We start from the raw sequence: 26,786 nt of genomic DNA, 5'->3' as shown, positions 1-26,786 counted from the left end.
CAGGACGTCCAATGAAAATTAAACACTATACATTACCTGAACATGCACTCGGTGGGCAGCGGCAATTAAGCCATTTTCATTTCGGCGCGCCCGGCACGGGAGAGAAGGTCTATCTGCAGGCGGGGCTGCACGCCGATGAAATCCCGGGCATGCTGGTTCTGCATTATCTTAAAAGATTACTCAGCCAGGCGGAACGGCGCGGCGAACTGCGCGGCGAAATCATTCTTGTGCCGGTAGCCAACCCGCCGGGGCTGGCCCAGGTGCTGCTCAGCAGCGGTATTGGCCGTTTCGATCTGGCGAGCGGGCGCAATTTTAACCGCGATTTTCCCGATCTGGCGGCGCTGGCGCAGGCCGGTTTACCGGCGGATTTGCCCGGTACGCGCCCCGAGTATCTGCAGCGGGTGCGCGCGGCGATGCGGGAGGCGCTGGCGGCGCTTCCCGCCGTGAGCGAGGCGCAGGCCCTGCGCCACCATCTGCTGAGCCTCGCCTGCGATGCCGATCTGGTGCTCGATCTGCACTGCGATGACCAGGCGATTTTGCACCTCTACGCCGACCCGGCCTGGCAACGCGAGGCGAAAGTTCTGGCGGCTTTCCTCGGTATTGGCGCCGTGCTGCTGTCGCAGGAGAGCGGGGGCAACTCGTTTGATGAAGCCTGCGGCCTGCCGTGGCAGCGTCTTTGCGCGAGGAATCCGTCGTGGCGCCAGCAGCAGCCCGGCTGCATGGCGGTGACCGTCGAGCTGCGCGGCCAGCAGGAGGTGAATCACGCCACCGCCTGCGACGACGCCGAACGCATTTACCGTTACCTGCAGTACCGCGGCGTGCTGGCGGGCGCCAGGCCCGAGGTTCCGCAGCAGGAAACGGTGATGCTGCCGTTTGCCGCCGGGGAGATTGTCACCGCGCCGGCGACCGGCATCCTGGTGCAGCTAAAACAGCCCGGCGAGTGGGTCAGCGCCGACGATGTCGTCGCGGAAATCATCGATCCGCTGACCGATATGGTCAAAGCGGTGCGGCCGACATCGGGCGGCCTGATTTATGCCAGCCGTCGGGCGCCGTTTGTCACTTTAGGGGCTGAAGTGATGAAAATCGCCGGCGAGCGGCCCTTCAGCGGCGGAGGCGGACTGGCGCTGTAAGCGGCTTTTATGGTATCGCCCGGCCTAAAAAGTCGTTCACCGTCTTCATGCACAGCTCGCGCTCTTCGACGTGCGGCATATGGCTCGAGGCTTCAAAAATGACCCACTCGGCGCCGGAGATATGGTCCATAAAGGGCTGTACCACTTCCGGCGTGGCTTCATCGTAGCGCCCGGAAAGCAGCAGAACCGGAACCGTAATGCGCGCGAGGCGGTCGATAATCGTCCACGCTTTCATGCTGCCGATAACGTGGAATTCGGTGGGGCCATTCATGGCGTGATAAACCGTCGGGTCGGCATCCATGGCGTCGAAGGTGCGCCGCACTTCCGCCGGCCAGGGATCGAGCCGACAGACGTGGCGTTGATAAAATACTGCGCTTGCCGCCTTATATTCCGCGCTGTCCAGCGTTCCTGCTGCCTCATGGTCCAGCAGCGTCTGCTGGACGTCGGCGGGCAGCTGCGCCCGCAGCTTTGCCGCACCCTGCAGCCACAGCGCCATCGATGCCGGGGAGTTGGCGATAATCAGCGCCTTTAACCCCTTTGGCTGCGTCACGGCGTGCTCCGCGCCGAGCATACCTCCCCAAGATTGGCCGAGCAGGGCGTAATTATCGGCAATATTGAGATGCAGCAGCAGGTTAGCCAGTTCGTCAAGAAACAGCGCCGGTTGCCAGAAGTCGGCGGGCTGCTGCGGTAAATGGGTTGAACGCCCGTTGCCTAACTGATCGTAGTGGATCACCGCTCGCCCGCTGAGGGCGATATCGCGGAACGCATCGACGTAATCATGCGTGCACCCCGGCCCGCCGTGGGCGACGACCAGCGGCGTGAGTCCGCTATCGATATCGCCGCAAACGCGAAACCAGGTTTGATAGTGTCGAAACGGGGCGTAACCTTCGCGGATGGTATACATGAATCATCTTTACCCTGCTAAGTGGACCGGCTTTCAGGGTAAAGGCTGGCAACCGCGGCTGAACACTAGCAAAAATGCTAGTTCTTAGCTGTCGAGCAGACGGTAGTGCAGGGCGCGGACCACCGCCTGCACGCGGTTGCTGGCGCCCAGCTTTTTGGCCGCGGTATTGAGATGCAGCGTCACCGTCGCCACCGAGCGATGCAGCTTGCGGGCGATCTCTTTGGCGGTAAGCCCCTCGGCGGACCACGCCAGGCATTCGCGCTCGCGGTTGCTCAGCTTGACGTGATGGCAGGTGAGCATAGTGCTGTCGAACAGCGGGAAGGCGGACTCCTGAAACTGCCAGGCGAGCAGCATCAGCTGCGCCAGGGTGGCGCTGATTTCCCGCTCCTGACGCTGGCCGGTATGGATGCCGGTGAGGGTCACGAATCCCCCGTTGGGGAGATGCAGGGGAACCGTCGCGCCGCAGGGCATATTGTGTTCGCGCATATAGTCGGTGACCGCGGTGGGATGATTGTCCAGCCTCCCGCGCAGCATGCTGCTGTCCGGCCGTTGATAGGACCAGACAAAAGGCGCGCAGCTCTCGAGCGCGCAGTGCTGTACCGGATCCACCTGGTAATATCCGCGCTCGCACCATAGCTGGCGCATATCTTCCGGCACGTTGAACGTTTTCAGCAGCGAGGGCGTAATCAGTTCTCCTTCCAGAGAACGCGGAACCGGCGTGTAATCGTAAATCACCGCCTCAAATCCCAACCTCCGGGTGTGCTGAAAAAGCCCGCTGAATGCGTCATCCAGGCTGGCCGCCCGCGCGCTGCCGGGGTGGTCAAACTCCAGTCGCATATAACCCCCTTCACCTAAAACGAGACCTGCGACGGGCACGATTTGTGCAAATCCGTCAGTAGCTGGCCCAAAGATATGCAATTCCGGTGCCGTCCCGGCGCAGCGCAAAACTAGTATTTTTGCTAACTGTTCAGCGTCCGGGGTTGCCGTTAGCGTTAAGACAGACCCCAACCCTCTTACCATCGACGATGAGGAATAGACCATGTGGAGCGAAATAGCGCCCGACCGGTGCCATAACATTGCGGTGGAAGGCTATAACGTTGTGGCCTATCAGTTTGGCGACGGCGATGAGACCGTTCTCTGCCTCAACGGCGGACCGGGGCTGCCCTGCGACTATCTGCGCGAAGCCCACGCCTGCCTGAAACAGCACGGCTATCGGGTGATCGCCTTTGACCAGTTGGGGACCGGAAAGTCCGACCGGCCGGATGACGCCAGCCTGTGGACGATGGCGCGCTATGTGCGTGAAGTGGAGACCGTCCGCCGGACTTTGGGCCTTGGTCAGGTGCATCTGCTTGGTCACTCATGGGGCGGATGGCTGGCGATTGAAGTGGCATTGCACCATCCTGGCGCAATTCGCTCGCTGATTCTGGAAAACACCGTCGCCGATATGCCGCATCTGGTGCAGGAGCTGAACCGTCTGCGCGGGGCGCTGGGGCCAGAAACCGTCGCGATGATGCAGCGCTACGAAGCGCTCGGCTGGCTAGACCATCCGGCCTATCAGGCGGCGATTACGCTGCTGAATTACCGTCACGTGTGCCGCCTTGACGTCTGGCCAGAGCCGGTTATCCGCTCGCTTGGGGACTGGAATATGGGCCCGTATATCACCATGCAGGGGCCGAACGAATTCCTCTATACCGGTAATTTAAAAAACTGGAACCGCAGCGCTGAGCTGGCGTCAATCCGCGTGCCCTGTTTGATCACCAGCGGCCAGCACGATGAACTGACGCCCGCCTGCGCCCTGAAAATGAAGCAGGGGCTGGCGAACGCTGAAATAGCCATTTTTGCCAACAGCAGCCATATGCCGTTTTACGAAGAGCCGCAGGCTTACTACCCGGTGCTGCTCGATTTTCTGGCGCGCCAGCGCGACGCGGGAGGCTATTGATGCATCGTTACCGCTTTCTGCTTTTTCGCCCGCTACAGCTGCTGCCGGTTCTGCTGGGTATCAGCCTGATCACCTTCATGATGGTGCGCGCGATCCCCGGCGATCCGGCGCGTATTCTGCTGGGGGTGCGCAGCACGCCGGCGGCGCTGGCCCGCATTCGCGCGCAGTTTGCCCTCGATGAACCGCTGTGGGTTCAGTACGGCTATTTTCTGCGCAACCTGCTGCAGGGCGAGCTGGGGAAGTCGATTGTATACCGGGTGGATACCCTGAAGCTGATTGCCTCGCGGCTGGAACCGACGCTGTGGCTGGTACTCGGCAGCGTTCTGCTGGCGGTAGCGTTGACGGTGCCGCTGGCGGCGATAGCCGCACGCCAGCGCGGGCGTCTCGCCGATCGGTTGATTCGTCTGTTTACGACCGCCGGGCTCGGATTCCCGGCGTTCTGGCTCGGCATCATGCTGATTCTGCTGTTCAGTATCGTGCTCGGCTGGTTTCCGGTCTCCGGCTACGGCAGCGATTTTTTAGACCAGCTGCACCATATGGTTTTGCCGTGCCTGACCGTGGCGCTGGCGCTGTCGGCGGTATTGATTCGCAACCTGCGCGCCAGCCTGCTGATGGAGATGAATAGCGACTATGTGGTGGCGGCCCGGGCGCGCGGGCAGCAGGAAAGACGTATCTTCTGGCGGCACGTGCTGCCGAACTCGCTGGTGCCGACCATCAATCTGCTGGCGGTGAATATTGGCTGGCTTATAGGCAGTACGGTGGTGATTGAAAGCGTGTTTGCTATCCCCGGCCTCGGACAGCTGCTGGTTAAGGCGATTTTTAGCCGCGACTACATGGTGGTGCAGGGCGTGGTAATGGTCTTTGCCCTTGCCACCGTGGCGGTCAGCCTGCTGGCGGATATTCTGACCGTGGCCCTCGACCCAAGGATAAAACTATGAAGGCGATAGCGACCTTTTCCCGCCTGCGTCAGCGGGCGATCCCGCGTCAGCAGGCGCTCTTCGCCGGGCTGGCGATAGTCGGACTATGGCTACTGGTCGCCTGTCTGGCGCCGTGGATAGCGCCGTTCGATCCGATTGCCCAGGACGCCTCTTCCAGCCTGCTGCCGCCGGGCGGCGCGCATCTCTTCGGTACCGACAACTTTGGCCGCGACGTTTTTTCCCGCGTGCTGTGGGGGGCGCGGGTCGATCTGCAAATCTGCCTGCTGGGGGTCCTGTTCCCCTTTATGCTCGGCACCACCCTGGGGGCGCTGGCGGGCTATCTCGGCGGCGTGGCCGACGCGCTGGTGATGCGGGTTATTGATATCGTGCTGGCCTTTCCGTTTCTGGTGCTGATGCTGGCGATTATCGCCATCCTCGGGCCGGGGCTGAGCAGCTTTTATATGGCGATGGCGATGGTGGGCTGGGTCTCCTACGCCCGGCTGGTACGCGCTCAGGTACTGACGCTGAAACAGCGCGATTTTATTCTGGCGGCCCGCAGTCTGGGCTACGGCCATCTGCGGATTTTGTTCCGCCATCTGCTGCCCAATGCGCTAACCGGAGCCATCATTTTTTCGATGTCCGACTGCGTTCTGGTGCTGCTGAACGGGGCCTCGGTGAGCTATCTCGGGCTCGGCGTGCAGCCTCCTACCGCTGAATGGGGGATTATGGTGGCCGAAGGGCAGAGCTTTATCACCACCGCATGGTGGATAACCACCTTTCCGGGGCTTGCCATCGTGCTGCTGGCGATGGGCTTCAGCCTGCTGGCCGATGGGCTGGGCGATAAGCTAGGGGAACGCGTATGAGCTTGCTGAAGGTAAATCAGCTGACGGTTATGCGCGGCGAGGATGTCGCGCTGGTGGATAACGTCTCGTTAACGCTTGAAGCCGGGGAGATGCTTGGGCTGGTTGGCGAAAGCGGGTCGGGAAAAACCGTGACCTGCCGGGCGCTGATGCGCCTGCTGCCGGGGGCCGGACTGCGGATTACCGGCGGTGAGGTTCTGCTGGACGGCCGGGATATCTTGTCCCTCAGCGAAGGGCAAATGTCGGCGGTGCGCGGCCGGGAAATCGGCATGATTTTCCAGAACCCGACCAGCCATCTCAATCCGGTGATGACCATTGGAGAACAGATTGCAGAAAGTCGCCGCCTTCACTTTGCGGCAAACCGCCGTCAGGCGCGGGAGGATGCGCTGGCCTTGCTGCGCCAGGTCGGTATCCCGGACCCGCAGAATCGGCTCAATAACTATCCGCACGAATTTTCCGGCGGCATGCGCCAGCGGGCGATGATCGCCGTTGCCCTCGCGCCGGAACCCCGGCTGCTGATTGCCGACGAACCGACCACCGCGCTGGATGTCACCGTGCAGATGCAGATTCTGCGCCTGCTCAGCGACCTGCGCGCCGAGCTGGGGCTGGCGGTCATTATGATCACCCACGATCTCGGGGTGGTGGCGCAAACCTGCGACCGGATTGCGGTGATGTACGGCGGCAGGCTCTGCGAGGTGGGCGACAAACGCGAAGTGCTCGCCGGGCCGCTGCACCCTTATACCCGCGGGCTTATTGATTGTCAGCCGGCCAGCGAAGGCGGACGGGGGAGGCTGACGATCATCGACGGCCAGCCGCCCAGCGCCGACCACTTCCCATCAGGGTGTCGCTTTCACCCGCGCTGCCGCCGCGCCGATGAGGCGTGTCAGAGCCAGCCATTGCTGCGTTACGGGCAGGATTGCCATAGCCACGCGGTGGCCTGCCATCACATTTTGCCAGCACGGCAGGAGGGATAATGGTTAACGCTCGCTGGCCGCTGCTCGAGGCCGATAATCTTTGCGTCACCTTCCCGGTTTCCGGCGGCCTTTGGCGGCCGAAGCGGGTCGTACACGCGGTAAACCGGGTCACGATGCAGATCTTTCCTGGCGAGACGCTGGGCCTTGTCGGCGAATCCGGCAGCGGTAAGAGCACGCTTGGCCGAGCGCTGTTACAGCTTGAACGGGTTGCCGATGGCGAGGTGCGGTTCGCCGGACAGCGCATTACCCATGGCTTAACCAGCGATATTGCCCGTCTGCGCCAGCAAAGCGCGATGATTTTCCAGGATCCCTATGCCTCGTTGAATCCCCGGCAGACCGTAGGAGAAAGCATCTCCGAGGTGCTGCGCGTGCATCAGAAAATCCCGCGCGGGCAGGAAGCGCTGCGGGTTGCGGAACTGCTCACCCTGGTCGGCCTGCGTCCGCAGCAGGCCAGCGCGAAACCGTCTCAGCTAAGCGGCGGCCAGTGCCAGCGCGTCGGTATTGCCAGAGCGCTGGCCATGGAGCCGCGGCTGATCGTGGCCGATGAGTGCGTCGCGGCGCTGGACGTCTCTATTCAGGGACAGATCGTCAACCTGCTGATGGATCTGCGGGAAAAGATGGGGCTGGCGATTCTGTTTATCGCCCACGATCTGGCGATTGTGCGGCGGCTCTGCGATCGCGTTGCGGTGATGTATCTTGGGAGAATTGTGGAAGAGGGGCCGGCAGAAGCGGTCTTCACTCGACCGCTGCATCCCTATACCGCCGCGCTGGTCTCGGCGATCCCGGAAATCGACCCGGATAAACCGCTGCCGAAAAATTTGCTGGGGGGCGAGCCGCCCAGTCCCGTAGCCGTTCCACAAGGCTGTGCATTTCATCCGCGCTGCCCTTATGCGCAGGTGCAGTGCCGCACCGGCGCACCACCACCAACCCGGCAGATTGCCGATCGCGCTTATGCCTGCGTGCTCAACCTCGCGGGCGATGAGACCGTTTTTCCGTTAACTGGGGGATCTTTTGATGAAGCACAGGCAGATTAAGTTACTGGCGGCGAGCGTTTTTCTGGCGCTCAGCGTGGTGAGTGAAATAGCTCAGGCGGCCGGCGTATTGACCATTGGCCGCCGGGAGGACAGCACCACGTTTGACCCGATAAAATCGGCGCAAAATGCGGATAACTGGGTCTTTTCCAACGTCTTTGACCCGCTGGTGCGGGTGGATAAAAGCGGGACGAAGCTGGAGCCGGGCGTGGCCGAGAGCTGGACGATTTCCCCGGATGGCAAAGTCTATACCTTCAAAATTCGCGAAACCCGGTTCTCGGACGGTACGCCGCTGACCGCCAGCGATGCGGCGTTTAGCCTGATCCGTATCCGCGATGATGAAGGCTCGCTGTGGCGGGATTCCTATAGCATTATTGCCAAAGCGGAAGCCACGGACCCGCGCACGCTGGTGGTGACGCTGAAATCGCCTTCAGCGCCGTTCTTATCGCAGCTGGCGCTGCCGAACGCTTCGGTGATTTCCCAGCAGGCGATGAAGGCGGAAGGCGAAGAGGCGTTTGCCGAAAAGCCCGTGGGCTCCGGCGCGTTTAGCGTGAAAGAGTGGCTGCGCGGAGAAAAGATCGTGCTGGTGAAGAACCCGAACTTCTGGCAGGCGAAAAACGTCAGCCTGGATGGCGTGGAGTGGTTAACCATTCCGGACGACAATACCCGCATGCTGAAAGTGCAGGCCGGCGAACTTGACGCCGCGCTGACCGTGCCTTTCTCGCGCATTGCATCGTTACAAAAGGATGCCAATCTGAAGGTGGAGCTGGATCCTTCTACTCGCGAGGACCATCTGCTGATCAATCATTCTCACGGCGCGCTGGGCAAGGTGGAAGTCCGTCAGGCGCTGGACTTCGCGATTGATAAAGACGCGATTGTGAAAACCGTGACCTTTGGCTACGGTCAGGTCGCCAATTCCTATATTCCCGCCGGAGCGCTTTACCACTATCAGGATAATCTTCGCCGGCCATACGATCCGCAAAAGGCCAAAGCGATGCTGAAAGCGGCGGGTGCTGCCGACCTGAAGCTGAACTATGTGGTCAATGCCGGGGATGAAGTCGATGAGCAAATTGCCATTTTGCTACAACAGCAGCTGGCAAAAGCCGGGGTGACGGTGAATTTGCAAAAAGTCGACCCGAGCCAGAGCTGGGATATGCTGGTGGCCGGGGAGTACGATATATCGGTGATGTACTGGACCAACGATATTCTCGACCCCGATCAGAAAACCACCTTCGTGCTGGGTCACGATGCCAATATGAACTATATGACCCGCTATCATAACGACCAGGTTAAAGCGCTGGTGGCCGCCGCGCGCGTTGAAATGGACAGTAAAAAGCGCGAGCAGATGTATATCGACCTGCAAAAAATGGCCAAGGCCGACGTGAACTGGGTCGATCTGTATTACAGCCCGTACCGCAACGTCAGCCGCAAAAATATCGATGGTTTTTATCAGAATCCGCTGGGACGTTTCTTCCTGGAGGATACCGTAAAACACTAATGCCTCTTTGCGCCGGTTGTCTTCTGACGCCGGCGCCTTTTTCATCTTACCGGCGGCGCGGCACAGTTTGATGCACATCAACGAGCACATTAACTTTTACTATAAAAACTAAAAAAGAGTTGTAACCCCGCCTGCTTTTATTCAATTTATGTGGTGAATGTTTAGTGTATTTCAATAAATAAAACATATATACATTAAAAAACAACACGTTAAATAAATTAGGGGTTAATTTTTGTGGCAAGTGCAAACAAACTCACGCTGTTCATCGTCATCTTCATGCTGTTGGGGATCCTCTCCGGCGCGGCCATCCACGCTTACGCCGGGCAAACGACTATTACCGCATGGTCGGAAAACATTACGCTGCTTACCGACGTGTTTCTGCGCCTGATTAAGATGGTCATTGCGCCGTTGGTGTTCAGTACCCTGACGGTGGGGATTATGCGGCTGGGCGAAACGGCGACCATTGGGCGGGTCGGCGGTAAAGCCATGGTGTGGTTTATTACCTCGTCCATTCTCTCCATTCTGGTCGGGCTGGTGATTGTTACCCTCGAGCATCCCGGCGCCGGTTTGAACCTGGCGATCCCGAAAGAGTCCGTGGATACCGGGCTGGCGGTGAGCGGGATGAGCCTGAAAGGCTTTCTGACCCATACCATCCCCACCAGCATTACCGAGGCGATGTCCAACAACGAGATTCTGCAAATCGTGGTCTTCTCTATGTTCTTCGGTATAGCCGGGGCATCGCTGGGGGAGAAATTCAACGCCCCGCTGGTGGCGGCGCTGAACGTGGTTTCCCATATTATGCTGAAGGTGACCGGGTACGTGATGTACGTCGCGCCGCTGGCGATTTTCGCCGCGATCTCTTCGGTTATCGCCTCGCAGGGGCTGGGGATCCTGCTTAATTACGCCTCGTTTATCGGCGGATACTATGTCGCGATTCTGCTGACCAGCGCGGTGCTGCTGGCGGTGGGGTATATGGTGCTCAAAAAAGAGGTTTTTCGCCTGCTGAACATGCTCAAAGATCCGGTGCTGGTGGCGTTCACGACCAGCAGCTCCGAGGCGGCCTATCCGAAGACCCTGGAGCGTCTGGTGGAATTTGGCTGCTCGCGTAATATCGCGTCGTTTGTGCTGCCAATTGGCTACTCCTTTAATCTGGTCGGTTCAATGGTGTACTGCTCTTTTGCCGCCATGTTTATCGCCCAAGCTTACAATATTCAGCTGAGCTTTAGCGAGATTACCGTAATGATGCTGACGCTGATGCTGGCTTCGAAAGGGATTGCCGGGGTACCGCGTTCGGCGCTGGTGGTGCTGGCGGCGACCATCCCGAGCTTCAATATTCCGGTGGCGGGTATTTTGCTGCTGATGGGGATTGACCATTTTCTCGATATGGGGCGTTCAGCGATTAACGTACTGGGTAACGGGATTGCGACGGCGATGCTGTCAAAAAATGAAGGTCTGTCGCAGAATGAGGTACCTGAGGCTGAAGTCGCGCCTCAGCAGGCGCAAGCCTGATCGTCGGGCGGCCTCTCTGACGGGGTCGCTTTTTGCGCAGAAAAAGAGGCCCCTGACAGGCACGCCAGGGGCAATGTGACGAAGTAACAGATTCCCTGGTAGAGGCATTTTTTATTGTATAAAAATACGCTCCGGTATTTTCATACCAGGGAACCGGGTCATGTTACCCGCTGCCCGTAACGCCTGAGTAGATGTTTTTCATTTTACCGATCTTTTTCGGAATCCCGTTCCTCGCAAGCCAGCAAATTCTTAATTTTACGGTACATAATGCGAGCGTCGATGGCGCGTGCGCGCGTTTACCAGCGCTCTTTTAATAAGTTAATAAACTGGAAAAAGTCATAATTGTTATTAAGACTGTATTTTTCCATAATTTTGCTTTTGTGCCAGGTGATGGTTTTGGGGGTGACTTTGTTGAGAGCAGAAATTTTACCGATATCGAAGCCATGAATAATGCCGGTGGCGACGGCTACCTGCGATTTGGACAACATCTTATGCGGGCAGTTTGTGCAAATTAGCGGCGAGTCGATCCTCTGCGTCAGAGGAAGCAGTTCACTTCTTTTCAGCTCGTGGGCAATAATTTCAAACATCTTATCGATATTAACGGCTTTGATTGAGACAAAGGTAACGCCCTTAAGGCAGTTGACGATCAGCTCCTTTTCCGGAAGTTTGTCATAGCTGTGTAATATAATCACCGAACTGTTTTTTTTACGGTTCTTAATACTGGTATTGCACAGATAGATCTCGCCGGGAAGAACTTCAGCGATGATGATATCCTTATCTAAAAAATCATTATGCTTATAAGAAAAAGCGGCTTTAAGGTTGCCGCTGCGGCTGATGAGCTCATTGACTATGGCAACCAACGACTCTCGGAGAAAAGTATTCCTGGTGTTGATAGCGATGTTTATTTTTTTCATGGCGTTATTTTCCTGATAAATCAACATAACGCCATGTTGTGATCAATCCTCCGGGCGTATGCGGTGGCTGCTGCTGGACAGATTTGGTTATTATTCGCGGGGCTTTAGTTATTTTCTGCGCGATGAATTCTTAGTTGAAAACGGAATTTTTTGTTTTCTCCTGTCTCTGATATAGGAAACAAGGCTGTAAACAGACACGCAAAGGCAAAATATGCACAGCAATAAGGCTAACCATGTTTGCATGGCCATGATAGATATCCTTTAACTTAATTTTAGGTGTTAAAAATGTACCTCGCCGGCACGGGAATATTTTTATACTCTTCTTTAAACCGTGCTCGCGATACGCGTACGAAAAGCGCGCGGCAAGCGTCCTGAATTCAGCTATCGCTGGATCAGCAATAGTCGGTTCGCTCAGGGACGCTTTGGGCCGGTACGCTCACGACGCCATGTCAATGTAAGAAAATTCTTAATGTGCTGTCAGTCTCATTTCTCTCATTCCTCTCAAAAACTGAAAAAAATTAACAAGAGGAGCAAAACTGAAAACAACTTCGCAATGACGCCGCGCGGATGGCGGAATACTGACCGGCAGCGCTGCTGCTGCCGGCCGGGGAAAGGTCAGGAGAGAAACGCCAGCCCTTTGCCAAAAATCGCGCGAATCGGCAGGGTGATACCGTGAAGGCGGGCCTTGTGGCGCAGGCGGCTGATCACGACGTCGATTCGGTGCAGTTCCGGTTCGCCTTCATCGGTAAACAGAGAGGTGTGCAGGTCAACCTTGCTGCAGACCTCATTGCGGTTACGCATTAACACTTCCAGCAGCCGGTACTCTTGCTGCGTGAGCGGCAGGGCCAGCCCAGACGGCGCCACAAGGTGCTCGTTCTGGAGCACCCAGTGAGACGGCGCTGGCCGCTCTGCTGATAGCGCCGGGTTGACGCGTTCCGTCGGTTTTTGCTGGCGAAGCCGGGAGCCAAGCGCCTGAATACTCTCCGCGAGGTCGGAAAAGTTGACCGGCTTGATGAGGTAGAGATCGGCGCCGGCGTTTAAGGCCTGGAGCCGATCCTGCTCATGCCCTCTGGCGGTCACCACCACCAGGCCGAACTGGCCAATTTCGTGCAAATAGTCCAGCACGCTAAAGCCGTCCTCACCCGGCAAGCCAATATCGATAAGCACAATATCAACCGGATCGCGATGCAGCTGCCGCCAGAAGGCTTCGGCGCTGCGCACGCCCCAGGCATCGAAGCCGCGATGGCGCAGAAAAGCCAGCAGCTCGTCGAGTAAATCAGCGCTATCTTCGATGATTGCGACGCGTAATGTCATGATGTGTCCTTCTGCTGTCCGTTAGCCGGGAGCGTGAGCGCAAATTTGCATCCGGTCGACGTGTTCTCTGCCAGCCACAGGTCCCCGCCGTGAGCCTGGATGATTTGTCGGGCGACATACAGGCCAAGCCCGGTCCCGGCCGGCGTTGCGGTATCCGTTTCGCCGCGCCGATAGCGCTCGAAAATATGCTCGACCTGTTCAGGCGGGATGCCGGGACCGCGATCGCCAATGCGTAATTCCACGTGTTTTTCCTGCGGATAAATCTCGATGCTTATCTCCCCGGAGGCGGCATATTTCACCGAGTTGTCGAGCAGGTTGGCGATGGCGATACACAGTAGCCCGCTATCAATAAACAGCACCGGTGAAGGGGAGTCCGGACCCACAGTTTGCCCCTCAAGGGTGACATCCAGATAATGGTTAAGCGAAAGATCCACGACCGTCGCGGCCATATAGATGACCGGCAGCAGCGCTGCATCCTGCTTGTCGGCGTGCAGGTCCCTGGAGGAGAGCCGGGCGTCGGCCAGGCAATTATCGGTAAGCTGTACCAGACGGGTTGTCGCCCGCTGCATGCGGTCGAGGCGCGAGCTCTGCGTCACCGTTGCGGGGCACAGGCGCAGGTTTTCCAGCGCGGCCTGGAGGATCGCCAGCGGCGTTCTGAACTCATGCGCCACCATTCCCATAAACTGGCGCTGGTGGAAGCTGGCCTCGCGTTCAATCTGTAGCTCTCGCGCCAGCTGCTGCTTGCGTACCAGAGTCCGGTTTTCCGCCCGCACCCGCAGTACGGCGATGATCAGGACGGTGACGATATGAATAATCAGCGCGTACTGCCAGGTGGAATAGACCCCATTATGAAACGGAATGACGCCGTGGATAGAGAGCAGTGCCAGCCCGGCGGAGACGACATATATCGGCGGCAGCAGCCCCAGCAGCAGCGTATTGATATCAATCGCTTTGCGCCGCCACAGCATCCATGACGTGATTAACAGAATAGGGGCGGCGATAAAAAATATCCCGGCCTCTATCTGCATCGCCAGGCCGTAAAAGCCCAGCGGAATACTGATTTGCAGAACGATGTTTAAACCGATCGCCGCCAGCAGCAGTTGATGCAGCCGCGGCATATTTTTCTTGAGATCGAAAACTTCGCTATGCAGCCACAGCGCGGTGGCGTAGCTCACTAGCGACAGGCAGCTGATCATATAATCCTGAACCGGCAGCAGGGCGCTGCCAAATAACCACTCCGGGTAGCCATGCAGGGCCGCGACGAGCGGATAGTTTAGCGAGAACAGGCAGATCCCCCACAGCAGGCGCCGACGCAGCGCGATGGCAAGCCACAGGGCGATGCCGCTGGCAATTACCGCCAGGCCAAAATAGAAGCTCCAGAAAGCGGTATCGAGCGTGGCCGAACGCACGAACTCCTGCGGCGAGGAGAGCGTCGCCAGCAGAATCAGGGTGCTGCTGCTCTGGAGACGGAATACCATCTCGTAGCCAGCCGCCGTCGGCGGGGGCGGCAAAATCAGAACGCTTTCGCGGTAGTCGAGATCGTTATCCCGGGCAGACGCATGGTCGCCAAACTCTTTCTGTCGCCATGGACTGTCGCTGCCGTAGGGGCGATAAAACACGGTCAAACGATCGACAAACGACGGACCGAGCTGCAGCCAGCGCTGTTCGCCAGCAAATAAGGCCGCCGGGAGCGAAGTACGTAGCCAGTAGGCCTTTGTCGAGTAGCCGAACGACGGGATAAGCGGCGCCGTTTTTAGCACCTCTTCAGGGAGTGAAAGAAAGGCGTTGAGGGTCAGCGTGTCGCTGGCGTCGGCGTACCAGTAGACCGGAATATCAATACCCAGCTGGCGGACCTCCGCGCGGGCTGGCACCCCTATCTGCAGAGCGATAATGACGCCGCACCATGCCCAGAAATGCGCGCTGCGGCTCCTGCGAATAAGATCATAAAAAGCGCACAAACGATTCAATCACGCCCCCTTGTGGCATGGATTAATCAATCAGACGGTATAAACGCAGAGGAACGCTGCCGCAGGCACAGGTACCCCTCCGCATTCGGGAAATAAACGTCCAGGACCGGGCAACGCAGCATTCTGCTGGTGCCGAAGATATTATTCCAGCGTTATCTGCACGCCGGGTAACTGGCCAGACCTGCTGTAAGAAGATTCTCAATCAACGTTAACGTAGGGGGGAGGTGCATAATAAGCAACCTGAAAGTTCAGGCGCAGCATACGAGTTTATGATGTTATGCCATAAATTGACGCGACAGCTATATAAAATTGGCATTAGATTATTTAATCAGCGCATATAAAAGCAGCGGGTTATATTCAAGTTTAATTTACGCTGAAATAACGATAACGGACAATATCTGCGGCGAGTGAGGCGCATTTGGCGATGAATCCACCGCGGCTGATGGGATGACCGGTCGCACAGACCCTCATAAAAGACCGCCGACGAGCGTGTGATAAAAAACTGACACCGGCAGTCCATGGCACCGCGTGCGAGTAGCGGATTTATGCGGGCAAAAAAATAAAATGGTTATATATTGACCTGTGATGAAATAAAATCAGTATTCTAAGGCGTGATAGTAGAATTTAGATGAGGGTAATTTCGGGGTAAGCGTATTTTATGCGGTTGAAAGGGCGATTTTCTGTTTCTTCCCCACCCGTAATAGCGGTCCTTTATCAATGTTTTGGTTATTTACATCAAAGAATCCGCGGACGACTGTGGTTATGTTGGTTATTCCGCCTGGAAAAATGACCAGGTAAATCATTCACTCGTTGTGCAAGGAGACCTGACAGGATGACGACGAAATCGCTAACGCTGTCTTTGGATGAACAACAGTCCATTCCGTTGAGTACGGTCTCAGGGACGCAGGGCTATCCCGGCATGGATATTCGTCCGCTGGCGTCCGCAGGTATATGCAGTTTCGACCCCGGTTTTGCTAACACCGCAGGCTGTACGTCGGCCATCTCCTGGATTGATACCGAAAACAGCGTTTTGCTGCACCGCGGCTATCCGGTCGATCAGCTGGCTCGCCAGTGCGACTTCCTTGAGGTAGCCTGGATTCTGCTGCGGGGCGATGCGCCTGACGAAGCCAGCTATCAGTCGTTCAAAAACACGATTACCCGCCATAGCCTGGTACACGAGCAGATTGGCCGCATGTGCAGCAGCTTTCGGCGCGACTCGCATCCGATGGCCTTAATGTGCGCTCTGGTGGGCACGCTGGCGGCGTTCTATCACGATGTGCTGGACGTTGAAAATCCTGAGCACCGCGCGCTGGCCGCCACCCGCCTGCTGTCGAAAATGCCGACGCTGGCGGCGATGAGCTATAAGTTTTCTATTGAGCAACCGGCGCAGTATCCGCGCAACGATCTTTCCTACGCGGGGAATTTCCTGCATATGCTGTTTGCTATCCCGGCGGAGCCGTATCAGCTGAATCCGGTGATTGAGCAGGCGATGAACCAGATCCTGGTGCTGCACGCCGACCACGGCCAGTGCGCATCGACGACCACCGTCCGGGCGGCGGGCTCCTCCGGGGCGAATCTTTTTGCCTGCATTGCCGCCGGACTCGCTTCTTTATGGGGACCGGCCCACGGCGGGGCGAACGAAGCCAGTATGCGGATGCTGGAGGAGATCAACACCGTCGACCAAATTCCGGCGTTCCTGAGCAAAGCGAAACGCGATCCGCAGGCGTTTCGTCGTCTGGGATTCGGTAACTCTCGCTACCGTCATCTTGATCCGCGCGCCGCTATTTTGCGCGAAACCTGTCACCGGGTGCTGAAGGAACTGGGGATGTCCGATATGCCGCTACAGGTGGCGATGGCTCTTGAAGAGGTGGCGCTGACCGACCCCTACTTTGTTGAAAATGGCCTGTCGCCGAGCGTGGATTTCTACACCGCGGTGATCCTTAAAGCGATGGGGCTGCCTTCATCGATGTTTGTGGCAATTACCGCCGTAGGCAGAACGCTTGGCTGGGTGGCGCACTGGAACGAAATGCACGAAGCGCCGCTGAATATATATCGTCCCCGGCAGATTTATACCGGCGAAAAGCGGCGGGATTACGTTTCGCGGCGTGAAGGGTGACGGCAATCGGGAAGATTTAGCCCGGCTCGCGCTGCGCTGAGCCGGGCTACAAATTCACTGCGTTCTGTGGTGCGGGAACGCAGCGGATGTTTAGCGAAACATCACCTGCGCCCAGCGGGCCAGCCCGGCGGTAACCGAGCCAAAATCATCGCCTCCGGCAACCGGAATACCCGGCAGGTGCGCCGCCAGCGCTTTTTTAATCAACGGCGAGCGAGCGCTGCCGCCGGTCAGGTAAATCACGTCCGGTTTTTCATTACTGTTATCCAGCGCCAGCTGAACCTGCTCCATGATCCGGGCCAGCGGCTGATCCAGCGCAGCTTCCAGACCCTGCTGGCTGATGGCTGTCGCCAGCTCGTCGCTAATAAACGGCAGCCCGGCGGTGACGCTCGGCTGCGCGGAAAGGGCGATTTTACTCTCTTCCGCGCTGCGCACCAGGCGATAGCTCAGGCGCTGACGCCAGACCTTCAGCAGCAGCGCGACTTTTTCGCTATCGCGGGCGCTGCGCAGCAAATCGTTAAGCAGGCGACCGTTGGCGGCGCTGTAAAAGTCGGTCTGCGCCGGCACGTCGTTAATGGCCACCGCATTCCACCACGGCAGAATCGGCAGCGCAATGCCTTTTTCGGTATCGCCGCCCATCCCCAGCAGCGGCATCAGGCATTTAAAGGCCAGGGCGATATCCAGGTCGTTACCGCCGACGCGGCAGCCGCTGTGGCCGAGCAGGCTTTGCTGGCGATCGGCTTTTTCCCGCCACTGCGGCCCCATCAACAGCAGCGAACAGTCGGTGGTACCGCCGCCGATATCGACGACCAGCACGCGTTTTTCTTCACTCAGCGTCGCTTCGAAATCCAGACCGGCGGCGACCGGCTCAAACTGAAACACGACGTCGCGAAAGCCCGCGCGCTTTGCCGCACGTTCGAGAATGCCCTGCGCCTGGGCGTTGGCATCATCGCCGCCAAGCCCCTGGAAGTTAATCGGCCGTCCGATAACCGCCTGGTCGATGGTTTCCGGCAGCTGCGTTTGCGCCTGGAGTTTGATATGCAGCATCATGGCGCACACTAAGTCTTCAAACAGCGCTACCTGCTGCGGCTTGAGCCCGCTGGCGCCGAGAAACGATTTCGGCGACTTTACGAAGTAGACTTCTTGCGGATCTTCAACGTACTGATGCAGCGAAGCGAGACCAAACTGCACGCTGTTGCCGAGTACGTCGATATCTTCCTCGCGGTTGAAGCTTATCGCGCGACGCAGCAGCGCCTGGTTTTCATCGCCGTTGGGCGGGACGTCGTGATGGCGGTAGAGCCACTCGCTGACCGCTTCGCGGGTCGGCGCGCAAAGCATTGATGGCAATAGTGAACTACCGTTTTCCAGCGTCAGCAGCTGCGGCGTATTGTTGCGCATCACCGCCACTGAACAGTTAGCGGTACCGTAGTCAAAACCAATAAACATAGCCTGCAAAATCCCCATGCCGGTGAAGAAGGGGGGCGACTTTAGCGGATTGACGGCACTGCGACAACTGGAATTTAAAAGCAAGGCGCAGGCGGCGCGGAGCCGCTATGATTGAAGCGCTAAAAAAGGAGAAATGATGACGCTGCTACCCTGGCATTCCCCCTACGACTGGCAATGGATGTTTCATTTTCTTGGCGCGCGTACGGTGCAGGGGATTGAAACTTTTGCCGGCGACAGCTATTGCCGCAGCTTCGCCCTGAATGGCCACGCCGGACTCATCACGGTGACGCCGGATGACGCCGCGCAGGGCATGCAGGTGACGCTTTCCGCCGGGCTGCAGCCGGTCGCGGAGGCGTGCCTGGCGCGGGTTGCGCGTTTATTTGATTTATCCTGCGACCCGCAGCAGATTGCCCTGACGCTGGGAAGCCTTGCGCTGCCAAGGCCGGGGCTTCGTCTGCCGGGCTCGCTGGATGCGTTTGAACAAGCGGTACGTGCGGTGCTCGGCCAGCTGGTGAGCGTGGCCATGGCGGCAAAGCTCACCGGGAAAGTGGTGGCCGCCTTCGGGGAACCGTTGTCCGACGCGCCGGGCTTTTATCTCTTCCCGAGCGCGCAGCGGCTGGCGCAGGCCGATCCGCTGGCGCTAAAGGCGCTGGGCATGCCCCTGCGGCGCGCGGAGGCGCTGATCCACCTGGCGCAGGCGGCGATCCGCGGCGATCTCCCCCTCTTCGCGCCGGAGAATATCGATGCTGGAATAAAGCAGCTGCAGACGCTGCCCGGCATAGGCCGCTGGACGGCGAACTATTTCGCGCTGCGCGGCTGGCAGGCGCCGGATATCTTCCTGGCGGATGATTATCTGATTAAACAGCGTTTTCCCGGCATGACGCCGGCGCGGATTGCGCGCTATGCCAGCCGCTGGCACCCCTGGCGCTCGTACGCTTTACTGCATATCTGGTATACGCAAGGCTGGTCGCCGGTGGAGGAATAGACCCGGGAGGCGCTTAGCACTGGTATCGACGCGCTGAAATCCCTATAATTGCGGCGTTTGGCGGTCAACCGCCACCCTTCCTACATTCCCAGGTTAATCAGGTCGCAAAAATTTATGACTGATACGTCTCATCAGTGCGTCATTATAGGCATCGCCGGCGCATCGGCTTCGGGCAAAAGCCTTATCGCCAGTACGCTATATCGTGAATTACGTGAACAGGTCGGCGATGAACATATCGGCGTTATTCCGGAAGACAGCTATTACAAGGATCAAGGTCATCTGTCGATGGAAGAGCGTGTAAAAACCAACTATGACCACCCAAGCTCCATGGATCATAGGCTGCTGTTTCAGCATTTGCAGATGCTGAGAAGCGGCCAGCCGATAGAGTTGCCGGTGTATAGCTACGTTGAGCATACCCGTATGCCGGAAACCATCCATATTGAACCGAAGAAAGTCATCATTCTCGAAGGGATTCTGCTGCTGACCGACGCCCGCCTGCGCAACGAACTCAGTTTCTCCATTTTTGTCGACACCCCGCTGGATATCTGCCTGATGCGGCGCATCAAGCGAGACGTTAACGAGCGTGGGCGTTCGATGGATTCGGTAATGGCGCAGTACCAGAAAACGGTGCGCCCGATGTTCCTGCAGTTTATCGACCCTTCCAAACAGTATGCCGATATTATCGTGCCTCGCGGCGGTAAGAACCGTATCGCCATCGATATATTGAAGGCCAAAATCAGTCAGTTCTTTGAATAACACGAACGAATTGTGTAACGTGCAAAGAGAAGCCAATTTGCCCTTATCCCCGGAAGGCGTAGGGGCGCAATGCCTTAAAGGAGAACGTTCATGCGTCTGTGCGACCGAGATATAGAAGCCTGGTTGGATGAGGGGCGTCTGGCCATTAACCCGCGCCCGCCCGTTGAGCGCATTAACGGCGCGACGGTCGATGTTCGGCTGGGAAATAAGTTTCGGACTTTCCGCGGGCACACGGCGGGCTTCATTGACCTGAGCGGGCCTAAAGCGGAAGTCAGCGCGGCGCTGGATCGCGTGATGAGCGAAGAGATTGTTCTGCCGGATGGTGAAGCGTTCTTCCTGCATCCGGGCGAGCTGGCGCTGGCGGTGACCTTTGAATCGGTCACCCTGCCGCCGGATCTCGTCGGCTGGCTGGATGGCCGTTCTTCGCTGGCGCGTCTGGGCCTGATGGTGCACGTCACCGCGCACCGCATCGATCCGGGCTGGTCCGGCTGCATCGTACTGGAATTCTATAATTCGGGTAAGCTGCCGCTGGCGCTGCGTCCGGGGATGCTGATCGGGGCGTTAAGTTTTGAGCCGTTATCCGGGCCGGCGATGCGGCCTTATAATCGCCGCGAAGATGCGAAATATCGCGACCAGCAGGGCGCGGTAGCGAGTCGAATCGACAAGGATTGATAATTTTAGCGGTTTGCTGAGGATGCCATGAGACGAATTCTGACCACGCTGATGATCTTACTGGCGGTAGTTGTCGCCGGTCTTACCGCGCTGGTATTGCTGGTCAACCCCAACGATTTTCGCGCCTATATGGTTAAAGAGGTGGCGGATCGTAGCGGCTATCAGCTCGAGCTCAATGGGCCGCTGCGCTGGCACGTCTGGCCGCAGCTCAGCATTCTCTCGGGCCGCATGACCCTGACCGCGCCGGGCGCTGAAGAACCCGTTATTCGCGCGGATAATATGCGCCTTGACGTCGGGCTGCTGCCGCTGATCTCCCATCAGCTGCAGGTCAAGCAGGTGATGTTGAAGGGCGCGGTGATCCAGCTGACCTCCAAAACCGAAGCCGTGCGTAGCAAGGGGGCTCCGGTCGTCCCGCACGACAATACGCTGCCTCAGGTGCCGGAGGATCGCGGCTGGTCGTATGATGTCCAGAAGCTACAGATTGCCGATAGCGTGCTCTTTTTTCAGCATGAAGATGGCGAGCAGGTTACGGTGCGCGATATCCGTTTGCAGATGGAGCAGGACAGCAGCCATCGCGCCACGGTCGATTTCTCTGGTCGGGTGAACCGCGATCAGCGCGATCTGGCGCTTTCCTTCTCCGCCCAGGTGCAGGGCGGTGATTATCCTCATTCTCTGAAGGCGGATATTTCACAACTGAACTGGCAGCTTCGCGGCGCGGAGCTTCCCCCCGAAGGGATTAGCGGCCAGGCCAGCATGCAGGCCAGCTGGGTCGAGGATGCGAAAAAGCTCAGCTTCGATGGGCTGAACTTAACGGCTAACGGCAGCACCATTGCCGGCAACGGCAGCGTCGTGCTGGGCGACCAGCCTGACTGGACGCTGAACCTTCAGGCGGGCACGCTCAACCTCGATAGCCTGCTTTCTCATGCCTCCGCCTCTGGCGATAATAGCGTTAACCAGCAGGGACAAAGCCAGAACAGGCAGCTACGCCCGGTTATTGCGGATAACGATATTCAGCAGGATTACAACGCCCTGCGCGGTTTTAACGCCCGGCTGAACCTGACGGCTGACCAGCTGCAGTGGCGGGGAATGCACTTTACCCAGGTGAAAAGTGAAATCAGCAACCAGCAGGGGCTGCTGACGATTCATCAGATGCAGGGGAGTCTGGACGGTGGACGACTCTCGCTCCCCGGCTCGCTCGACGCGCGGGGCGCAACGCCGCATGCCTCTTTCCAGCCGCAACTCGACAACGTCGAGATCGGCTCGATTCTGAAAGCGTTTAATTATTCGATAAACCTCACCGGTAAGCTCTCGCTGACCGGTGAGTTCTCCGGCGGCAAGATTGATGCCGACGAGTTCCGCCGCAGCTGGCAGGGGCAGGCGGTAACGCAGCTCACTGATACGCGCACTGAAGGGCTCAACTTCCAGCAGCTGGTACAGCAGGCCGTCGAGCGCAGCACCAACGTTCAGGCGCAGGAAAATTACGACAATGCGACCCGACTGGACTCTGTCAGCACCGAGTTTGCGCTGAATAATGGGCTGGTCACCTTGACGCATATGCAGGGCCAATCTGACATGATGGCGCTGACCGGTCAGGGTGAGCTCAACCTGCTGAAAGAAGATTGTGATATGCTCTTCAACGTCCGGGTACTGGGCGGCTGGAAGGGCGAAAGCAAACTCATCGACAGGCTCAAGCAGACGGCGATCCCTTTGCGAATTTATGGTAACTGGCAGACGCTGAGCTACAGCCTGCAGGTTGACCAGATACTCCGCAAGCAGCTGCAGGATGAAGCCAGGAAACGGCTCAGCGAATGGGCTGAACGCAATAAAAACACCCAGGACGGCAAGGATGTGAAGAAGCTGCTCGACAAACTGTAAGTTAGCCAGGAAAAGCAGAAGAAGCGCATCGTGCTAAGATTGCCGGCAATGCGCATTCCTCTGGAATTGCCGGCGGCGCTTCGCCTGCGCGGGCCTACGGCTAAAGAGGGATGCGTTGAGCGTTTAGGTTTTGACGGCCGGGTAAGGCGATAGCCACTACCCGGAAGAAAGATTAGCAGACCCTTAAAAATCGGTTAACCGCCTGCGTCCGGCTTTTGATGCATCATCGAAGAGAGCATCACACTTCATAGTCCAGTTCATCTTCATCCTGCGCCGGCGGCACTATCAGTACTTTTTGTACCCGATGGCTGTCCACCTGCAGCGTGCGCAGCACGTAGCCGTCAAGTTTCACTTCTTCACCTTCCTGCGGCACATGCTGCAGGTACTCCATCAGCAGACCGGCAACCGTATGGTATTCACGTTTCTCATCCAGCGGCAGAGGAACGGACTGGACCAGGTCTTCCAGCGGCATATGCCCGTTGACCGTCCAGCTCCCGTCGCCGTTTTTGTGAATATCGTGACGGGCATCGATCTCTTCTGCTTCATTAGGCAGATTTCCGGCGATGGTCTCCATGACGTCGCTGAGCGTCACAATCCCCTCTACGGAGCCAAATTCATCGACCACAAAGGCGAAGTGGGTTCTGGCTCTGCGGAACTGCTCCAGCGCAGGAAGCAGCGGCAGCGTTTCCGGGAACACCAGCGGCTGACGAATCAGAACCTGCAGATTGAGCGGTTCATGACGTAATGATTGCTGCAGAAGATCGATCACGTGCACGACGCCAAGCATATCCTCGTCATCATCGCCGCCGGTAACCACGAGGCGGGTATGCTGATTTTTGTCGAGTAAGGCGCGAATCTCCTCTTCCGGCGCGCTGAGATCAATATGTTCAATGTCATGACGCGAGGTCATGATGCTGCTGACGGTACGCTGATTGAGATTCAGTACCCGCTCAATCATCCGCCGTTCCTGCGGATTGAAGAGTGGGTTATCGTCGCGATCGGCAATCAGCGAGGCGGTCTCGCTATCCAGCTCGCTACTGTCTTTGCGCCCGCTCAACAGATTCATCACCGCTTCGGTAGTTCGCTGGCGTAGCGTCAGGTTGGCCGAGAGAAAGCGATGGCGGTTAAAAATCGCCAGCTGGTTGAAGGATTCAATCATGACCGAGAAGCCGATAGCCGCGTACAGGTAGCCTTTAGGAATAGGGAAACCAAAGCCTTCGGCAATCAGGCTAAAGCCGATCATCAGCAGGAAGCTCAGACAGAGAATAACGATGGTCGGATGGCTGTTAACAAAGCGGGTGAGGGCTTTACTGGCCATCAGCATCAGGCTAATGGCAATAATCACCGCAGCCATCATGACTGCCAGGTGGTCAACCATGCCGACCGCGGTTATCACCGAGTCGAGAGAGAAGATGGCATCAAGCACCACGATTTGCGCTACCACCCCCCAGAACCTGGCGCCTTTACGCTGGGTCGGGTTATCGCTATCTTTCCCTTCCAGCCGTTCGTTAAGTTCAACGGTGGCTTTGAAGAGGAGGAATAATCCGCCAAACAGCATAATCAGATCGCGGGCGCTAAAGCTCAGATCGTGCCAGGTCATGAGCGGTTTGGTTAGCGTGACCAGCCAGGAGATCGAAGCCAGCAGCAGCAGGCGCATCACCATTGCGAGTAGCAGACCGGTGATGCGGGCCCGGTCTCGCTGCGCGGGGGGAAGTTTTTCCGCGAGAATGGCGATAAAGACCAGATTATCAATACCGAGTACCAGTTCAATAACGACAAGCGTAATGAGCCCGGCCCAGATAGAGGGGTCGGCAATCCATTCCATATTCAGTTAAAACCTTTACAACCTAAGAGTGCCATGAATCGATCATGGATAAGCTATAGATAAAATGCAATATTTTCTGCTGTTAATTAGCTCAGCCCCGAACCCGCCTCCCAATAAACCAGCAAATAAAAGAGTCAGTTGTGCAGGATATAACCTTTCCACAATGCGCCCATGGGATGGGACTTATTAATTAACGCGCGAAATTTCAGCGATACGGGCGGAGACGGTGCGTACGATTTTAAGCCAGATGTCACCCGAGCGGTGAAGGACCATGCTGCTCTGCAGCAGAAGGCGGATACGTTACTTAGATAACGCGAGAGTCAATCAATAGATTTGATGTATATATCAACGATTTTCTTGAATTTGGATTTTTATACTACTTAATGTCGTGGCTTGCCGTAGATCAATTTTTGCAGGACGATGTAATGAGCGTTATATGTGATGGCAAGCGGTAAAAACAGCAGCGAAGAGGGTTTAAGTCAGCGGGCTACCCGTCGTTTTTTTCAGCAATATCATTGCTGACCGTGAAGTCAGACATGACGGGTAATTGGCTGCAATTCAGGCGCTTTTGTACGTTAAATAATTTTATTATCAATATAATTGATTATTTGGGCTGGATTTTTATTTTTTTGCAGTCACTTGTTCTGTGTCAATTCATGATGAAAGATTACAAGGTATTAAAAGAGAAATGATGGAGAAGCGATGAGCGTCATTACGCTACCTTATGAATAAAATAAGGTGCTGCTGGTGAGTAACTCATTGTAATTAAATGGAAATTCTTTAGAAACCATGCGTATAAGAATTTTCTTAAAACTGTCTATTGGTATGTAGACTTTGCGTGTATTCTTAAATTCAGCGTGTAATTTCAGAATTTGACGGACAGAATGGCAGGTATCAAGCGTGTATCATCACTGATAAATGCCAGTGATACATACAAACTGACAGGATCAAAAGGTTTATAACCATACGGGTGGATATGAAAATGGTGAGTTTGAAAGCAGTTATACCGGTAGCAGGATTAGGGATGCATATGTTGCCCGCCACCAAGGCCATTCCGAAAGAGATGTTGCCGATCGTCGACAAGCCAATGGTGCAGTACATTGTTGATGAAATTGTAGCTGCGGGTATCAAGGAAATCGTGCTGGTGACGCATTCATCCAAGAATGCCGTAGAAAACCATTTCGACACCTCCTACGAACTGGAAGCATTGCTTGAACAGCGCGTAAAACGTCAGCTTCTGGCGGAGGTGCAGGCTATCTGTCCTCCTGGCGTAACGATCATGAACGTGCGTCAGGGCCAGCAGCTGGGTTTAGGTCACTCCATTCTTTGCGCGCGCCCGCTGATTGGCGATAACCCGTTTGTGGTGGTGCTCCCGGATATCATTCTGGACGACGCCAGCGCCGACCCTCTGCGCTATAACCTTGCCGCGATGGTGGCGCGTTTCAATGAAACGGGTCGTAGCCAGGTGCTGGCCAAACGGATGGAAGGCGATCTCTCCGAGTATTCCGTTATCCAGACTAAGGACGCTCTGGAATCGGCGGGGCAGGTTGCCCGAATCGTTGAGTTCATCGAAAAACCTGATGAACCGCAAACCCTGGATTCCGACCTGATGGCGGTAGGGCGCTATGTGCTTTCTGCCGATGTCTGGGCTGAACTGGAGCGTACCGAGCCGGGCGCCTGGGGACGTATTCAGTTAACCGATGCGATCGCCGAGCTGGCGAAAAAACAGTCAGTCGATGCGATGTTAATGACTGGCGACAGCTATGACTGCGGTAAAAAAATGGGCTATATGCAGGCTTTTGTCAGCTACGGGCTGCGTAACCATAAAGAAGGGGCAAAATTCCGCGAGAGTATTAAGAAGCTGCTGGCGTAGTTTTCGCGTCAGTGCTTATTAGCGCGTGAGAGTGAACGGTCCGAATTATCTGATGACGAAAAGAGGATTCGAGGCCGTTCACAACGTCAGATTCACAATATCAGATACTGCGCGTAGAACTGGTTAATAGCCCTATAAATACAATAAGTTAGCTGATTTTATTGTTATAGTGTATCGCTTTTGAACGCAGCAAATGTTCGGAGACTTCTGGTAGTCGAATAAGACGTAGCATGATGAAATGGTCAGACAAGCAAAATTTACTCTTTGCTGATAATTACTTACTA

Annotated in this window: 22 protein-coding genes; 14 read left to right on the top strand and 8 right to left on the bottom strand. The window is 56.8% G+C overall.

What is annotated here, in order from left to right; translation table 11 throughout:
- The first annotated feature begins 11 nt into the window (after positions 1-11).
- On the top strand, positions 12-1,130 hold the full coding sequence (locus BJF97_RS19535) for a succinylglutamate desuccinylase/aspartoacylase family protein (RefSeq protein WP_014230090.1): 1,119 nt from the start codon (positions 12-14) through the stop codon (positions 1,128-1,130).
- A gap of 7 nt (positions 1,131-1,137) precedes the next feature.
- Here BJF97_RS19535 and BJF97_RS19530 read toward each other — a convergent pair whose 3' ends face one another.
- Together BJF97_RS19530 and BJF97_RS19525 are read right to left on the bottom strand one after the other, a co-directional pair.
- On the bottom strand, positions 1,138-2,034 hold the full coding sequence (locus tag BJF97_RS19530) for a proline iminopeptidase-family hydrolase (protein WP_014230089.1): 897 nt from the start codon (positions 2,032-2,034) through the stop codon (positions 1,138-1,140).
- Between the two features lie 84 nt (positions 2,035-2,118).
- Positions 2,119-2,871, bottom strand: a complete 753-nt coding sequence (locus tag BJF97_RS19525; RefSeq protein ID WP_014230088.1) for a helix-turn-helix transcriptional regulator — start codon at positions 2,869-2,871, stop codon at positions 2,119-2,121.
- 202 nt (positions 2,872-3,073) lie between these two features.
- On the opposite strand from BJF97_RS19525, the gene BJF97_RS19520 reads away from it, so the two are divergent.
- The 7 genes from BJF97_RS19520 (at position 3,074) to BJF97_RS19490 (ending at position 10,762) form a co-directional block, all read left to right on the top strand.
- Positions 3,074-3,973, top strand: a complete 900-nt coding sequence (locus tag BJF97_RS19520; protein WP_032693720.1) for a proline iminopeptidase-family hydrolase — start codon at positions 3,074-3,076, stop codon at positions 3,971-3,973.
- Positions 3,973-4,911 (top strand): ABC transporter permease, encoded by a 939-nt coding sequence (locus tag BJF97_RS19515; RefSeq protein WP_004852520.1) that lies wholly within the window; start codon positions 3,973-3,975, stop codon positions 4,909-4,911. The genes BJF97_RS19520 and BJF97_RS19515 overlap by 1 nt, the downstream gene beginning before the upstream one ends.
- Positions 4,908-5,753 carry an ABC transporter permease gene (locus tag BJF97_RS19510; protein WP_032693721.1) on the top strand — a complete coding sequence of 282 codons (846 nt, stop codon included), beginning with the start codon at positions 4,908-4,910 and terminating at the stop codon, positions 5,751-5,753. The genes BJF97_RS19515 and BJF97_RS19510 overlap by 4 nt, the downstream gene beginning before the upstream one ends.
- Complete coding sequence (locus tag BJF97_RS19505) at positions 5,750-6,724, top strand: ABC transporter ATP-binding protein (protein WP_032693722.1); 975 nt, start codon at positions 5,750-5,752, stop codon at positions 6,722-6,724. Before BJF97_RS19510 ends, BJF97_RS19505 begins: the two co-directional genes overlap by 4 nt.
- Positions 6,724-7,758, top strand: coding sequence for an ABC transporter ATP-binding protein (locus tag BJF97_RS19500; RefSeq protein WP_032693723.1), 1,035 nt, complete (start codon positions 6,724-6,726; stop codon positions 7,756-7,758). The genes BJF97_RS19505 and BJF97_RS19500 overlap by 1 nt, the downstream gene beginning before the upstream one ends.
- A complete protein-coding gene (locus BJF97_RS19495; RefSeq protein ID WP_025107772.1) occupies positions 7,739-9,253 on the top strand; it encodes an ABC transporter substrate-binding protein in 1,515 nt (504 codons plus the stop codon). The genes BJF97_RS19500 and BJF97_RS19495 overlap by 20 nt, the downstream gene beginning before the upstream one ends.
- 276 nt (positions 9,254-9,529) lie before the next feature.
- Positions 9,530-10,762 (top strand): dicarboxylate/amino acid:cation symporter, encoded by a 1,233-nt coding sequence (locus BJF97_RS19490; RefSeq protein ID WP_206044987.1) that lies wholly within the window; start codon positions 9,530-9,532, stop codon positions 10,760-10,762.
- A 296-nt stretch (positions 10,763-11,058) separates the two neighbouring features.
- Here BJF97_RS19490 and BJF97_RS19485 read toward each other — a convergent pair whose 3' ends face one another.
- The 4 genes from BJF97_RS19485 to BJF97_RS19475 all read right to left on the bottom strand — a co-directional run bounded on the left by BJF97_RS19485 (position 11,059) and on the right by BJF97_RS19475 (position 14,948).
- The gene (locus BJF97_RS19485; RefSeq protein WP_032693734.1) at positions 11,059-11,676 is read right to left on the bottom strand and encodes a helix-turn-helix transcriptional regulator; all 618 of its coding nucleotides are present in this window, start codon (positions 11,674-11,676) and stop codon (positions 11,059-11,061) included.
- A 108-nt stretch (positions 11,677-11,784) separates the two neighbouring features.
- Complete coding sequence (locus tag BJF97_RS34305; protein WP_142394548.1) at positions 11,785-11,925, bottom strand: small membrane protein; 141 nt, start codon at positions 11,923-11,925, stop codon at positions 11,785-11,787.
- 366 nt (positions 11,926-12,291) lie between these two features.
- Positions 12,292-12,990: a response regulator transcription factor gene (locus BJF97_RS19480; protein ID WP_032693725.1), complete on the bottom strand. Its 699-nt coding sequence runs from the start codon at positions 12,988-12,990 to the stop codon at positions 12,292-12,294.
- Positions 12,987-14,948 (bottom strand): sensor histidine kinase, encoded by a 1,962-nt coding sequence (locus tag BJF97_RS19475; RefSeq protein ID WP_223240608.1) that lies wholly within the window; start codon positions 14,946-14,948, stop codon positions 12,987-12,989. Before BJF97_RS19475 ends, BJF97_RS19480 begins: the two co-directional genes overlap by 4 nt.
- An 841-nt stretch (positions 14,949-15,789) precedes the next feature.
- Between BJF97_RS19475 and BJF97_RS19470 the strand changes: the two genes are divergently transcribed.
- On the top strand, positions 15,790-17,073 hold the full coding sequence (locus BJF97_RS19470) for a citrate synthase (protein ID WP_014230079.1): 1,284 nt from the start codon (positions 15,790-15,792) through the stop codon (positions 17,071-17,073).
- 90 nt (positions 17,074-17,163) lie between these two features.
- Here the strand turns inward: BJF97_RS19470 and yegD are convergent, their stop codons facing one another.
- Positions 17,164-18,516, bottom strand: coding sequence for a molecular chaperone (gene yegD / locus BJF97_RS19465; protein ID WP_032693727.1), 1,353 nt, complete (start codon positions 18,514-18,516; stop codon positions 17,164-17,166).
- A gap of 136 nt (positions 18,517-18,652) precedes the next feature.
- Here yegD and alkA point away from each other — a divergent pair, with 136 nt between their 5' ends.
- The 4 genes from alkA to asmA all read left to right on the top strand — a co-directional run bounded on the left by alkA (position 18,653) and on the right by asmA (position 22,804).
- Positions 18,653-19,501 carry a DNA-3-methyladenine glycosylase 2 gene (alkA, locus tag BJF97_RS19460; protein ID WP_032693728.1) on the top strand — a complete coding sequence of 283 codons (849 nt, stop codon included), beginning with the start codon at positions 18,653-18,655 and terminating at the stop codon, positions 19,499-19,501.
- A gap of 114 nt (positions 19,502-19,615) precedes the next feature.
- Entirely contained in the window at positions 19,616-20,257 is a 642-nt protein-coding gene (gene udk / locus BJF97_RS19455) for a uridine kinase (RefSeq protein ID WP_070082973.1), read from the top strand.
- Positions 20,258-20,347: 90 nt separating this feature from the next.
- The gene (gene dcd / locus BJF97_RS19450; RefSeq protein WP_004852489.1) at positions 20,348-20,929 is read left to right on the top strand and encodes a dCTP deaminase; all 582 of its coding nucleotides are present in this window, start codon (positions 20,348-20,350) and stop codon (positions 20,927-20,929) included.
- 27 nt (positions 20,930-20,956) lie between these two features.
- Positions 20,957-22,804, top strand: a complete 1,848-nt coding sequence (asmA, locus tag BJF97_RS19445) for an outer membrane assembly protein AsmA (protein WP_014230076.1) — start codon at positions 20,957-20,959, stop codon at positions 22,802-22,804.
- A 238-nt stretch (positions 22,805-23,042) separates the two neighbouring features.
- Here asmA and BJF97_RS19440 read toward each other — a convergent pair whose 3' ends face one another.
- A complete protein-coding gene (locus BJF97_RS19440) occupies positions 23,043-24,629 on the bottom strand; it encodes a TerC family protein (protein ID WP_032693729.1) in 1,587 nt (528 codons plus the stop codon).
- Positions 24,630-25,605: 976 nt separating this feature from the next.
- On the opposite strand from BJF97_RS19440, the gene galF reads away from it, so the two are divergent.
- Complete coding sequence (galF, locus tag BJF97_RS19435; protein ID WP_016946203.1) at positions 25,606-26,502, top strand: UTP--glucose-1-phosphate uridylyltransferase GalF; 897 nt, start codon at positions 25,606-25,608, stop codon at positions 26,500-26,502.
- Positions 26,503-26,786 lie beyond the last annotated feature (284 nt).

This window comes from Klebsiella sp. LTGPAF-6F, assembly GCF_001753185.1.
Classification (GTDB): domain Bacteria; phylum Pseudomonadota; class Gammaproteobacteria; order Enterobacterales; family Enterobacteriaceae; genus Klebsiella; species Klebsiella michiganensis.
The sequence above is the reverse complement of the archived record's forward strand: the minus strand, read 5'-3'. Positions and strand labels throughout refer to the sequence as shown.